General features: G+C 68.9%; 12 protein-coding genes and 1 pseudogene. 6 read left to right on the plus strand and 7 right to left on the minus strand.

Annotation, left to right across the window (positions count from 1 at the left end):
* Positions 1-74: 74 nt before the first annotated feature.
* The gene (locus tag RF637_RS03560) at positions 75-1,673 is read right to left on the minus strand and encodes an ABC-F family ATP-binding cassette domain-containing protein (protein WP_098053392.1); all 1,599 of its coding nucleotides are present in this window, start codon (positions 1,671-1,673) and stop codon (positions 75-77) included.
* 347 nt (positions 1,674-2,020) lie between these two features.
* On the opposite strand from RF637_RS03560, the gene RF637_RS03565 reads away from it, so the two are divergent.
* The 4 genes from RF637_RS03565 (at position 2,021) to RF637_RS03580 (ending at position 5,016) form a co-directional block, all read left to right on the plus strand.
* Positions 2,021-2,653 (plus strand): biotin transporter BioY, encoded by a 633-nt coding sequence (locus RF637_RS03565; RefSeq protein WP_035962026.1) that lies wholly within the window; start codon positions 2,021-2,023, stop codon positions 2,651-2,653.
* Entirely contained in the window at positions 2,654-3,397 is a 744-nt protein-coding gene (locus RF637_RS03570) for an energy-coupling factor ABC transporter ATP-binding protein (RefSeq protein WP_084117991.1), read from the plus strand.
* Positions 3,394-4,011, plus strand: coding sequence for an energy-coupling factor transporter transmembrane protein EcfT (locus RF637_RS03575; protein WP_035962028.1), 618 nt, complete (start codon positions 3,394-3,396; stop codon positions 4,009-4,011). The genes RF637_RS03570 and RF637_RS03575 overlap by 4 nt, the downstream gene beginning before the upstream one ends.
* 99 nt (positions 4,012-4,110) lie before the next feature.
* Positions 4,111-5,016 carry a neutral zinc metallopeptidase gene (locus RF637_RS03580; protein ID WP_368844171.1) on the plus strand — a complete coding sequence of 302 codons (906 nt, stop codon included), beginning with the start codon at positions 4,111-4,113 and terminating at the stop codon, positions 5,014-5,016.
* A gap of 36 nt (positions 5,017-5,052) precedes the next feature.
* Here RF637_RS03580 and RF637_RS03585 read toward each other — a convergent pair.
* The 6 genes and pseudogenes from RF637_RS03585 to RF637_RS03610 all read right to left on the minus strand — a co-directional run.
* Positions 5,053-5,244 (minus strand): annotated as a pseudogene (locus RF637_RS03585) (alpha-hydroxy-acid oxidizing protein); the annotation flags it as partial.
* Positions 5,245-5,344: 100 nt separating this feature from the next.
* Positions 5,345-5,704 (minus strand): metal-sulfur cluster assembly factor, encoded by a 360-nt coding sequence (locus tag RF637_RS03590; RefSeq protein ID WP_035962032.1) that lies wholly within the window; start codon positions 5,702-5,704, stop codon positions 5,345-5,347.
* 31 nt (positions 5,705-5,735) lie between these two features.
* Positions 5,736-6,500: a Fe-S cluster assembly ATPase SufC gene (gene sufC / locus RF637_RS03595; protein WP_035962034.1), complete on the minus strand. Its 765-nt coding sequence runs from the start codon at positions 6,498-6,500 to the stop codon at positions 5,736-5,738.
* Positions 6,501-6,597: 97 nt separating this feature from the next.
* Complete coding sequence (gene sufD, locus RF637_RS03600; protein WP_368844172.1) at positions 6,598-7,890, minus strand: Fe-S cluster assembly protein SufD; 1,293 nt, start codon at positions 7,888-7,890, stop codon at positions 6,598-6,600.
* A gap of 1 nt (position 7,891) precedes the next feature.
* The gene (gene sufB, locus RF637_RS03605; RefSeq protein ID WP_368844173.1) at positions 7,892-9,367 is read right to left on the minus strand and encodes a Fe-S cluster assembly protein SufB; all 1,476 of its coding nucleotides are present in this window, start codon (positions 9,365-9,367) and stop codon (positions 7,892-7,894) included.
* On the minus strand, positions 9,364-10,125 hold the full coding sequence (locus tag RF637_RS03610) for a helix-turn-helix transcriptional regulator (RefSeq protein WP_368844174.1): 762 nt from the start codon (positions 10,123-10,125) through the stop codon (positions 9,364-9,366). Before RF637_RS03610 ends, sufB begins: the two co-directional genes overlap by 4 nt.
* 234 nt (positions 10,126-10,359) lie before the next feature.
* Between RF637_RS03610 and RF637_RS03615 the strand changes: the two genes are divergently transcribed.
* The gene (locus RF637_RS03615) at positions 10,360-11,358 is read left to right on the plus strand and encodes an ABC transporter ATP-binding protein (RefSeq protein ID WP_368844175.1); all 999 of its coding nucleotides are present in this window, start codon (positions 10,360-10,362) and stop codon (positions 11,356-11,358) included.
* A complete protein-coding gene (locus RF637_RS03620) occupies positions 11,355-12,155 on the plus strand; it encodes an ABC transporter permease (protein WP_368844176.1) in 801 nt (266 codons plus the stop codon). Before RF637_RS03615 ends, RF637_RS03620 begins: the two co-directional genes overlap by 4 nt.
* Positions 12,156-12,233 lie beyond the last annotated feature (78 nt).

Here is a 12,233-nt window from a genome sequence, read left to right on the forward strand (position 1 = left end):
CGTACGCGCCGCGGAAAGTCCCGCGGCGCGCCAGGCCCGTTGGTCCTCCAGCGGCCGCGGCAGGACGCCCCGCGCTACGCGAGGGTGATGAGGTCCTGGTAGTCCTGGCTCCAGAGGTCCTCCACGCCGTCGGGGAGCATGACCACGCGCTCGGGTTCGAGCGCCTCCACGGCGCCCTCGTCGTGGGAGACCAGGACCACGGCGCCCTCGTAACTGTGCAGCGCGTTGAGGATCTCCCGCCGGGACGCGGGGTCCAGGTTGTTGGTGGGCTCGTCCAGCAGCAGCACGTTCGCCGACGACGCTACGAGCGTCGCGAGTGCGAGTCGCGTCTTCTCGCCGCCGGAGAGCACCCCGGCGGGCTTGTCCACGTCGTCGCCCTGGAACAGGAAGGAGCCGAGGATCGTGCGCACCTGGGTGTCCTGCAGGTCCGGTGCGGCGCTCTTCATGTTCTCGAGGACGGTGCGCTCGGTGTCCAGGGTGTCGTGTTCCTGTGCGAAGTAGCCGAGTTTCAGGCCGTGACCCGCGACCACCTCGCCGGTGTCCGGGTCCGCCTGGCCCGCGAGCATGCGGAGCAGCGTGGTCTTGCCCGCGCCGTTGAGCCCGAGCACGACCACGCGGGAACCGCGGTCGATCGCGAGGTCCACATCGGTGAAAATCTCGAGTGAGCCGTAGGACTTGGACAGGCCCTTGGCCATGAGCGGGGTCTTGCCGCAATCGGCGGGCTTGGGGAAGCGGATGGCCGCGACCTTGTCCTGCACGCGTTCACCCTCGATCCCGGCCATGAGCCGTTCGGCTCGGCGGATCATCTGCTGGGCGGCCACGGCCTTGGTGGCCTTGGCGCGCATCTTGTTGGCCTGGTCCATGAGCACCCCGGCCTTCTTCTCCGCGTTGGCGCGTTCACGCTTGCGGCGGGCCTGGTCCTGGTCGCGCTGCTGGAGGTAGTTCTTCCATGTCATGTTGTACACATCCACCACGCAGCGGTTGGCGTCCAGGTACAGCACCTTGTTCACGACCATTTCCATGAGGTCCACGTCGTGGGAGATCATGAGGACCCCGCCCTGGTAGGAACGCAGGAACTCACGCAGCCACACGATCGAGTCGTGGTCCAGGTGGTTGGTGGGCTCGTCGAGGAGCATGGTGTCCGCATCCGAGAACAGGATCCGGGCGAGCTCCACACGGCGACGCTGCCCACCGGAGAGCGTGTGCAGGGGCTGGTCAAGCACGCGCTGGGGCAGGTTGAGGTTGCTCGTGATGGTCGCGGCCTCGGACTCCGCGGCGTAGCCGCCGCCGGCCAGGAACTCGGACTCGAGGCGGTCGTAGCGGCGCATGGCCTTGGCCCGCACGGCGTCGTCCTCGGAGGCCATCTCCTCCTCCGCGCGGCGCAGCTTGGTGATCACACCGGCGAGGTTACGCGCGGACAGGATGCGGTCCCGGGCCAGCTGGTCCATGTCATCGACCTTGGGGTCCTGCGGCAGGTACCCGATGGATCCCGACCGCGTGACCTCACCCGCGGCGGGGAGCGTGAGCCCCGCGAGCACCTTGGTCATGGTGGTCTTGCCAGCCCCGTTGCGCCCGACCAGGCCCACCTTGTCGCCCTTGTCCACCCGGAAGTTCACCTCGTCCATGAGCAATCGCGCGCCGGCGCGCAGTTCGAGGTTCGTGACGGTGATCAACGGTGCAGGGCCTTTCGTGGGGCGGTCGAGCGAGTGGTCCCGGGAGGACGCCGCACACCGTGCTCGGCGTGCGGCGCTTCATGGATCGCGCTGGATGGAGGCGCCCGGGACAGACAGAAACCCCGTGGCTGCGGGGTCCCGCACCAGTCTACTCACGGTCGCAAATCCACTCGACGAGCGGGCGCGGCCGGCGCGCGGGGCACCCGCGACCCATGCAGCGTCGTCCCGTGAGGTGCCGGCGCGGTGCACGGGCCGTGTGACCCGCCGGATGAGCAGGAGCGGTCGGGCGAGCGAGGGTGGGCGGGTGCCGAGGGCCCACACCACCGGGCTCCACTAGACTGCGGACCATGACAGCACCCGCGCGCGACACCCGCACCGTGACCTCATTCGACCTGGCCAACATCGCCGTGTTCGCCGCGCTGACGTGCGTGCTCGCGCTCGCTCCCGCCATCCCCGTGGGTGCGCTCGGGGTGCCCATCACACTGCAGACCCTCGGGGTGTACCTGACCGGCATGATCCTCGGGAGCCGCCGCGGCTTCGCCGCCCTGGCGCTGTACGTGATCGTGGGTCTGCTCGGCGTCCCGGTGTTCGCCGGCTTCGTGGGCGGACCGGCCGTCCTGGGCGGGCCCAGCGTGGGCTATCTGCTCTCCTTCCCGTTCGCCGCCGCCCTCGTGGGTGCACTCGCCCACCGCAGCGTGCGCGCCGAACGCGTACGACGCCGCGCGGGCTCCACCTCCGCAGCCCCCGAACGCCGTGGCGGGCTGGTGATCACACTCTTCGGTGCGGCGCTCGCTGGCCTCGTGCTCTCCCACGTCATGGGCATCGTGGGCATGATGCTCACCGCGGGACTGTCCCTTCGGGCGGCGCTGCTCACCGATCTCGCGTTCGTCCCCGGTGACCTGGTTAAGGCACTCGTGGCGGCCCTGATCGCGGTGGCCGTGCACCGTGCCTTCCCCCGGATGGCCGGGGCGGTCCTCTGAGTGCAGCCCGCACGACGACCGGGCTCCTCCGAGCCCCTGTACTGCGCGGACGTCACCGTCACGGCGGAGGGACCCGCGGGTCCCGTGACCGTCCTGGACCGGGTCACGTGTGAGTTCACCGCGCCGCGCACCGCGGTGGTCGGGCTCAACGGCTCCGGCAAGTCCACGCTGCTGCGGCTGTTCAACGGGCTCGTGACACCCACCTCGGGCGTGGTGCTCACGGGCAGCGTGGACCCCGTGGCCTTCCCCCGGGAGGCCCGCTCGCTCGTGGGGTTCGTGTTCACCGATCCGGCCTCCCAGATCCTGATGCCCACACCGCTCGAGGACATCGAACTGTCCCTGCGGCGTCGCGTCCCGGACCGGGTGCAACGCGCTGAGCAGGCCCTGTCTTGGCTGCGCCGCATGGGGCTTGAGCACCGCGCACACCACAGCGTGTTCGACCTCTCCGGCGGGGAACGCCAGCTCGTGGCGCTGGCCGCCGTGCTCGCCGTGGAACCCCGGGTGCTCATCCTGGACGAACCCACCACGTTGCTGGACCTGCGCAATCGCCTCAAGCTGCGAGAGCTGCTGGACGGATTACCCCAGCAGCAACTTGTGAGCACTCACGACCTCGACCTCGCCGAGAGCGCCGAGCACGTGGTCGTGGTCCACGAGGCGCGGATCCTCGATCAGGGTCCGCCCGAGCTCGTGCTCCCCCGGTACCGCGCGTGGTGCGCGCACGGTTTCCCCGGGGAGACTGCGTGAGGAGGTCGCGCGCCGACGACCTGCTGGGCACGTACGTCCCCGGGACCTCGATCCTGCATCGCAGTCCCCTGTGGCTCAAGACCGTGGTGCTGCTCGGCGCGTGCGTGGCGATCATGGCCGTGCGCGCGTGGCCGGTGTCCCTCGCGGCATTCGCGCTCAGCGCGGTGGTGTCCGCGGTCTGTGGTTTGGGGTTACGGCGGTGGGCCCGCTCCCTGCGCCCACTCCTGCTGCTCGTGGGCGTGCTGAGTCTCTACCACCTCGTGGCCAACGGTCCGGCCCGCGCGGCGGACGTCGTGCTCTCCCTGCTGGCCGTCGTGGGGATCACCCGGTTGCTCATCACCACCACACCGCTGCCCCGACTCATCGACGGCCTGGTCACCCTGTGCGCACCGCTGCGCCGGCTGGGTGTGGACCCCGAGCGGGTGGGGCTCGCGGTCTCACTCATGATCCGTTCGGTGCCCTGGTTGTTCGGCGTGCTCTCCGGGCTGCGCGACGCCGCCGCGGCACGCACCGTGCGCCCGTCCCCCGTGCAGCTCGTGACACCGGCCGTGATCGCGACCGTGGACTACGCGCACCGCACCGGGGAGGCGCTCGCCGCGCGCGGACTCGAGTGAGCCCCCGCGCACGCGACGCGGAGGCCGTCCGACGCGCCACGACGCGGCACCACGGCCCCGTACCATGCGGTTGCCCCGGTGGGGCCCTATGCTTCCCCCATGAGTTTCAATGACAACTCCCAGCTCAACGGCGGCCGCGTGGGTTCGGGCGGCGGTGGCCGCGGGATCGCCGTGGGAGGCGGGCTGGGCGGCGCCGTCCTGCTGCTGCTCGCAGGACTGTTCTTCGGCCAGGACGGCATCGATGCGCTCACTGGCGGCAATCAGGACGACACCCAGAGCACGCAACAGGTGGACTCCGGGCTCGCGGACCGCTGCCGAACGGGCGAGGACGCCAACCGGGACACCGAGTGCCGCATGGTGGCCACGGTCCATTCCCTGGACCAGTTCTGGGGAGGGTACTTCCCCGAGGCCACGGGCAAGAAGTACTCGTTGCCGCAGGTGGAACTGTTCCGCGGGACCGATTCCACGTCCTGCGGCCAGGCGTCCTCCGCGACCGGCCCGTTCTACTGCCCGCCGGACTCCACGGTCTACCTGGACACCGGCTTCTTCGACCAGATGCGCAGCCAGTTCGGCGCGGACGCCGACGCCCTGGCCCAGGAGTACGTCATGGCGCACGAGGTGGGGCACCACGTGCAGAACCTGCGGGGCACCCTGGGCCGGGCGCAGCAGGACCCGCACGGAGCGACGTCGGCCGCCGTGCGCACCGAGCTGCAGGCCGACTGCTATGCGGGGATGTGGGCGCATCACGCGACCGAGCCCGGCGGGGCCGTCCAGCTGGAACCGATCACGCGCACGCAGCTCGCCGACGCGATCGAGGCGGCCGGGGCGATCGGTGACGACCGGATCCAGGAGACCACCCAGGGTCGCGCGAACCCGGAGTCCTTCACCCACGGCACCTCGGCGCAGCGCCAGGCGTGGTTCCTCACCGGCTACCAGACCGGGGACATCCGCGCGTGCAACACGTTCACCGCCTCGGACCTGAACCGTCCTGCGGCCCTGAAGTAACCGTTCACACATCGTCATCCGGCGCGGCACGTCCGGGCCCACTTCGTCGCGTACCTCGGCCAGCGCGGTCAGGGACACCGGGGCCCGGCCCAGGTGCCGGTCGCCGTGGTTCGAGACCACCAGAACGTCGGCGCCCACGCTCAGGGCCCGGCGGGCGCCGTCGGCGGTGAGCACGCCCCCGGTCTCACCGCCCGCGCCATGAAACCCTCGGATGGGGGCCGAGCACATGGCTGCCCGGGGCTCTGCGCATCCGAGTCATGCGGGAGGGGTCCGGGTACGCGTGAGGGCGCGGGGTGGTTCACCCCGCGCCCTCACGACACGCATCGACTCAGATGTTGAAGCCCAGGGCCCGCATCTGATCGCGTCCGTCCTCCGTGATCCGCTCGGGACCCCACGGGGGCATCCAGATCCAGTTCACGTGCCACTCGTCCACGGTGGGGGCCAGGTTCTGGGCAACCTGTTCCTCGATCACGTCCTGCAGCGGGCACGCGGCCGTGGTGAGCGTCATGTCCAGACGCAGGGAGTCGTCATCCTGGTAGGCCAGCCCGTAGAGCAGCCCCAGGTCCACGATGTTGACACCCAGCTCGGGGTCGATCACGTTCTTCAACAGATCCGTGATCTCGGCAAGCGACGCCTGGCCATTGGGACCGGGGGTCTCCGCCGTGACGGTCTCGGTGGAATCGCTCATCGCGACCTCCTCTGAAGTGGTGTGCGGGGACTTACTTAGCGGGGGCCTGCACGTAGCGGTCGTAGCCCTCGTTCTCGAGCTGGTCGGCGAGCTCGGGACCACCCTGGTCCACCACGCGCCCGTCCGAGAACACGTGCACGAACTGCGGCTTGATGTAGCGCAGGATCCGCGTGTAGTGGGTGATGAGCATGATGCCCGTGTTGTCCTCCTGCAGGGCGCGGTTGACACCCTCGGAGACGATCTTCAGGGCGTCCACGTCCAGACCGGAGTCGGTCTCGTCCAGCAGCGCGATCTTGGGCTTGAGGATCTCGAGTTGCAGGATCTCGTGACGCTTCTTCTCGCCACCGGAGAAGCCCTCGTTCACGTTGCGCTGCAACATGTCGTTGTCGATCTTCAGCTTGTCCATGGCGGTGCGCACGTCCTTGGTCCACGTGCGCAGGGACGGGGCCTCGCCCTCGATCGCCGTCTTGGCCGAACGCAGGAAGTTGGAGGTGGTCACACCCGGGATCTCCACGGGGTACTGCATGGCCAGGAAGAGCCCGGCACGCGCGCGCTCGTCCACGGACATCTCCAGCACGTCCTGACCGTCCAGGGTGACGGAACCGGAGTCCACCTGGTACTTGGGGTGACCGGCGATCGTGGAGGCGAGCGTGGACTTCCCGGAACCATTGGGGCCCATGATCGCGTGCACCTCACCGGAATTGATGGTCAGGTTCACGCCCTTCAGGATGGGCTTGGTGGTCTCGTCGTCCAGGATGACGGACGCGTGGAGGTCCTTGATCTCCAGAGTTGACATGAAGCGATTCTCCTAGTGTTCGTGCGCACCCGATCGGTTCGCGAGCCGGATGCGGGAAGGTCGTGGATGGGAGCTGCCGCGGCGCGGGGCCGGGTGCTCAGTTCTCGGTGCGGGCCAGTTCGTCCTCGAGGGACGCGCGCAGCTGCTCCTCGAGGGACTCGACCCCCACCTGCTGGATGATCTCGAACAGGAACCCGCGCACCACGAGGCGCCGAGCATCCTGCTCCGGGATCCCGCGGGACATCAGGTAGTACAGGTGCTCGTCGTCCAGCTGACCCGTGGTCGAGGCGTGACCGGCGCCGGCGATCAGGCCGGTCTCGATCTCGAGGTTCGGCACGGAGTCCATGCGGGGGCCGTCGTTGAGGATCAGGTTGCGGTTGAGCTCGTAGGTGTCCGTGCCCTCCGCTTCCGCGCGGATCAGCACGTCCCCGACCCACACGCCGTGGGCGTTCTCGCCCTGCAGCGCGGACTTGTAGGTCACGCGGGAACGGCACCGGGGCACGGAGTGGTCCACGAACAACCGGGATTCCAGGTGCTGGCCGTCGTCCACGAACGTGAGACCGTACATCTCCACGTCACCACCGGGAGCGGTGAAGCGGGTGGATGGGGTGACCCGCACGAGGTCCCCACCGAGGCTCACGAGCACGTGCTTGAAGGTCGCGTCGCGGCCCAGGCTCGCTTGCTGCGAAGAGGCGTGCACGGAGTCGTCGTCCCATTCCTGGAGCGAGACGACCGTGAGGTTGGCACCGTCCGCGACCGAGAACTCCACGTTCTGGGACAGCACGGCGGAGCCCACGTGTCGCAGCACCACGAGCGCGCGGGAGTTCGTCCCGGCCTCGATCACGATGTGCTGGGCTGCGGGCTCGGCCGACTCACCCGTGATCGTGACGATGACCGGCTCGGTGACCTGCGCGTCGCGCGGGACGCTGAGCACGGTGGCCTCGCGGAAGTTGGACCATGCGTTGGCGGAGACCCGGTCCTCGGGGATGCCCACCGAGCCGATGCGGGAGTCCTCGCGGGAGACCGTGGTGAGCTCCACGCCATCGCCGCCGGAGACCGACACGGCCGGGGCGGGCCCGTCCAGGGCGGAGTCGTCGAGTCCGCGCAGGCGCTTGATCGGGGTGAATCGCCAGTCCTCGAGCTTGGTGCTCAGCGGCGGGAAGTCCGCGACGTCGTAGGAGGTGAAACGACCCGCGCGCGAGGAATCCGGGACAGCGGAGATGTCACCGTGCTCCGTGTGCCTGATCTCGGGCTCACCGGCCTGGTTACGACCCTCCTGGAGGGTCTCGCCCTCCTGGCTCATCCCGGGAATCGCCACGCGGTCCTCACCGGTGGGGACCCCGTTCACCTGTTCAGTGGTGTCCTGGGCGGTCTGATCAGTGGTGGACATATCAGCCAACGGATCCTTCCATTTGCAGTTCGATGAGACGGTTCAGCTCGAGCGCGTACTCCATGGGCAGCTCGCGGGCGATCGGCTCCACGAAGCCGCGCACGATCATGGCCATGGCCTCGTCCTCGGGCAGACCACGCTGCATGAGGTAGAACAGCTGCTCCTCGGAGACCCGGGAGACCGTGGCCTCGTGACCCATGGTGACGTCGTCCTCGCGGATGTCCACGTACGGGTAGGTGTCCGAGCGGGAGATCGTGTCCACGAGCAGGGCGTCGCACACCACGTTGGACTTGGAGTGCTTGGCGCCCTCGCGCACCTGCACCAGACCGCGGTACGCGGAACGACCGCCGTTACGGGCCACGGACTTGGACACGATCGACGAGGACGTGTTCGGGGCGATGTGCACCATCTTGGAGCCGGTGTCCTGATGCTGGCCCTCACCCGCGAACGCGATCGACAGCGTCTCACCGCGGGCGTGCTCACCGGTCATGTAGACCGCGGGGTACTTCTGGGTGACCTTGGAGCCGATGTTGCCGTCCACCCATTCCATGGTGGCACCCTCGTGGGCGATCGCGCGCTTGGTCACCAGGTTGTACACGTTGTTCGACCAGTTCTGGATGGTCGTGTAGCGCACCCGGGCGTTCTTCTTGCAGATGATCTCCACCACGGCGGAGTGCAGCGAGTCCGTCTTGTAGATCGGCGCGGTGCAACCCTCGATGTAGTGGACGTAGGAGTCCTCGTCCGCGATGATCAGCGTGCGCTCGAACTGGCCCATGTTCTCCGTGTTGATGCGGAAGTAGGCCTGCAGCGGGATGTCCACGTGCACGCCCTTGGGCACGTACACGAACGACCCGCCGGACCACACGGCTGTGTTCAGTGCGGCGAACTTGTTGTCGCCCACCGGGATCACGGTGCCGAAGTACTCCTCGAAGAACTCGGGGTGCTCCTTCAGCGCGGTGTCCGTGTCCATGAAGATCACGCCCTGGCGCTCCAGGTCCTCGCGGATCTGGTGGTACACGACCTCGGACTCGTACTGCGCGGCCACACCGGCCACAAGACGGTTGCGCTCCGCCTCGGGGATGCCGAGCCTTTCGTACGTGTTGCGGATGTCATCGGGCAGCTCCTCCCAGGAGCCGGCCTGCTGCTCGGTGGAGCGCACGAAGTACTTGATGTTGTCGAAGTCGATCCCGGACAGGTCCGCACCCCACGTGGGCATGGGCTTGCGGTCGAAGAACTTCAGACCCTTGAGCCGCAGCTGGGTCATCCAGTCCGGTTCGCTTTTCTTGGCCGAGATGTCCCGGACCACTTCTTCGTTGACGCCGCGGCGCGCGGAGGCACCGGCGTCGTTCTTGTCGGCCCAGCCGTACTGGTACTGACCGATCCCCTCGAGCTCCGGGTTCATCTCCAGGATCTCGGAAATTGTGGTGTCACCTGACGTGTTGCTCGCGGTCTCCGCGGGCACAATGCGCTCGGTCATGACAACCCTCCCTGTCGTGCGGTTGTGTGGTTGGTGGAATTCGAGTGACCCGCAGTGCGCAGTTGCAGCGGGACGTGTGTGGTGCAGACGTGGGCGCCGGCCGCCATGGTGGACAGCCTGCGGACGTCCACGTCCAACAGTTCGGAGATCAGTGCAGTTTCCTGTTCGCAGAACTTGGGGTACTCGCTCGCGATGTCCTGGATGGGGCAGTGGCCCTGGCACAGTTGCGCCGAGCGCAGCGTAACGCCCTTGGGTCCCCGCGGGGTCACGGTGGTGTGCGAGGCCACGAAGCCGTCGCGGCTCATGGCCGCGGTCAGGGCGTTGATGCGATCGTCGACGTCGGGCCCGGCCGCCTCGACCTGCGGGCGGTAGCGTTCGCGCATGCGCTCGATCTGCTCGGCGACAAATGCTTGCACGAGCTTCTCACCGCCCACGCGCTGCATGGTCTCCAGCGCACGGTGCGCGAGTCCGAGGTAGTCGTGGCCGAGCTGTTCGTGGCCTCCGGGGGCGACGACGTAGCGCCGGGCCGGGCGCCCCGCGCCCGATTGCGCGCTGCGCAGGGCGGAGACCTCGATGAACTGTTCGGCCTCGAGCGCGTCCAGATGGCGCCGGACGGCGGCGGGCGTCAACCCCAGGTCCTTGGCGATCTGGGCGGCGGAGATGGGACCGTGGGCGAGCACCAACGAGAGCACCCGGGAACGGGTGGTGTCATCCTGGTCCGTGCGGACCGCACCGCGGTCCGTGGCAGGTGAACTCATGCTCGGTGCAACATCCTTCGAGTGATGACGGTTGGCTCGGGGCGCGGCTTCCGCGTCGATCCCACCGGGTGAGCGCCATGCAGCGTAAAAACCCTCGTGGTGGGACACGCAATACATAACGAGGGTATGTCCTAATCCATTCCCGGCCAAACGGCTCCGATAGGGGAACCGGGGCCCAAGACCCTTCGGCGAACCCTCCAGCCAGTACCGGGACGGACGTTCTAGACTGTCCGGGTGCAGATCCACCCCGACCCCGCTCCCACGTCCCCGGCGACCGCGACCGACACCGGTTCCGCCCTGCACATCGAGAACCTCGTGAAGACCTTCGAGGGCCGGGGTGAGCCCGTCCGGGCCGTGCGCGGGCTGAGCATGGCCGCCGAGCACGGGAAGATCACGGCGCTGCTCGGCGCCAACGGGGCCGGCAAGACCACCACGCTGCAGTGCGCCCAGGGGCTGCAGCGCCCCACGTCCGGTAGCGTCCGATTGCTCGGCGACGACCCGTGGCACGCCTCCCCCGCACTGCGGGCGCGCGTGGGCGTGATGCTCCAGGACGGCGGTCTACCGCAGTCCGTGCGCCCCGGGGAACTGTTGCGCCACGTCAGCCGGCTCTACGCGGACCCCGTGCCCGTGGCCGAACTCGTGGAGCTCCTGGGCATCGAATCGTTCCTCACCACGGGGATCCGGCGCTTGTCCGGCGGGCAGAAGCAACGCGTGGCCCTGGCCGCGGCCCTCGTGGGCCGCCCGGACGTATTGTTCCTGGACGAACCCTCGGCCGGGTTGGACCCCCGCTCCCGCCACATCGTCTTCGACCTCATCCGACGCCTGCGGGACAGCGGAGTGTGCATCATCCTGACCACGCACCTCATGGACGACGCCGCCCGCCTGGCCGACTACGTCTACATCGTGGACCGGGGCACGGTCGCCGCGCAGGGAACCGTGGCCGAACTGGTCAGCGCCGAGCGCCTCGCACCGCTCGTGATGAGCATCACGCTCGCCAAGGAGCATGCGGGCCTGCTGCGTGCGGACCCGCCGTGGCGCACCCCGCGCTTCGACGACGTCGAATGGAGCGTCCAGGACCGCACCGTGACACTGACGGGCCCGCTGGACGCACCACGGATCCGCGAACTGACCGCGTGGGCCACACAGAACGACACCTTGCCGGAGGCGCTGAGCGTGCAACCCCGATCCCTCGAGGACGTCTTCCTGGAAGTCTCCGGGGGGAATGCCCCGTGAGCACCTCGACCCACGAGTCCTCGGTGACCGCAGCGCCGTCGTCCCCCGCCGGGGCCGCGTCCCTGCCCCGGCGCGTGCTCGCTCAGGCGCGCTTCGAGACCATGACCATGATCCGCAACGGCGAACAGTTGCTGCTCCTGCTGATCCTGCCCGTCATGGCACTCGTGGCCCTGACCGTGACCGACCTGTTGGACCGCTACCGCGTGGGGGACGCATCCCGCGTGGATGTGGCCGTGCCCGGGATCCTGGTGCTGTGCGTGATCTCGAGCGCGTTCTCCGGACAGGGGATCCAGACCGGTTTCGACCGTCGCTACGGGGTGCTGCGCTACCTCTCGACCACTCCCCTGGGTCGCGCCGGGCTGATCGCGGGCAAGCTACTGGCCATCCTGGCCGTGCTCGCGGTGCAGTACGCGGTGATTGCGGCCGTGGCCGTGCCCCTGGGCTGGCGGCCGTCCTGGGAGGCCGTGCTGGGGTCCGTTCCCCTGCTGATCCTCGTGGCACTCGCATTCACCGGGCTCGGCATGCTGATTGCGGGGACCCTGCGCGCCGAGGCGACCCTGGCCGTGCTCAACGTCGTATGGGTCGCGCTCGCGGCCGCCGGCGGCGTCCTCTTCCCGGTGAGCGTGCTGCCCGGGTGGCTCTCGTGGCTCGTGGCGTGGCTGCCGTCCTCCGCGGCCGGTGAGGCGCTGCGGGAATGCTTCCTGATGGGTAGTGTCTCCCCCGTGCCGCTGCTCGTGCTCGCCGCGTGGGCCGTGCTCAGCTGGGCGGCCACGGTCGCCTGGTTCAAGTGGGTGTGAGCTCACCCGCGTGAGCCCGCTGCGCCCAGGGGTTTCCCACGCTGTTCTCGCTACACTGGAGGGGTCCCATCCCCTCTG

It is taken from the genome of Kocuria sp. CPCC 204721 (assembly GCF_040980945.1).
Taxonomy (GTDB): Bacteria; Actinomycetota; Actinomycetes; order Actinomycetales; family Micrococcaceae; genus Kocuria; species Kocuria marina.

Excerpts from the sequence above, each read along its gene's own strand:
- RF637_RS03565 (WP_035962026.1), top strand. The coding sequence starts at position 2,021 with ATGACAGCACCCGCGCGCGACACCCGCACCGTGACCTCATTCGACCTG.
- RF637_RS03580 (WP_368844171.1), top strand. The coding sequence starts at position 4,111 with ATGAGTTTCAATGACAACTCCCAGCTCAACGGCGGCCGCGTGGGTTCG.
- RF637_RS03590 (WP_035962032.1), bottom strand. The coding sequence starts at position 5,704 with ATGAGCGATTCCACCGAGACCGTCACGGCGGAGACCCCCGGTCCCAAT.
- sufC (WP_035962034.1), bottom strand. The coding sequence starts at position 6,500 with ATGTCAACTCTGGAGATCAAGGACCTCCACGCGTCCGTCATCCTGGAC.
- sufD (WP_368844172.1), bottom strand. The coding sequence starts at position 7,890 with ATGTCCACCACTGATCAGACCGCCCAGGACACCACTGAACAGGTGAAC.
- sufB (WP_368844173.1), bottom strand. The coding sequence starts at position 9,367 with ATGACCGAGCGCATTGTGCCCGCGGAGACCGCGAGCAACACGTCAGGT.
- RF637_RS03610 (WP_368844174.1), bottom strand. The coding sequence starts at position 10,125 with ATGAGTTCACCTGCCACGGACCGCGGTGCGGTCCGCACGGACCAGGAT.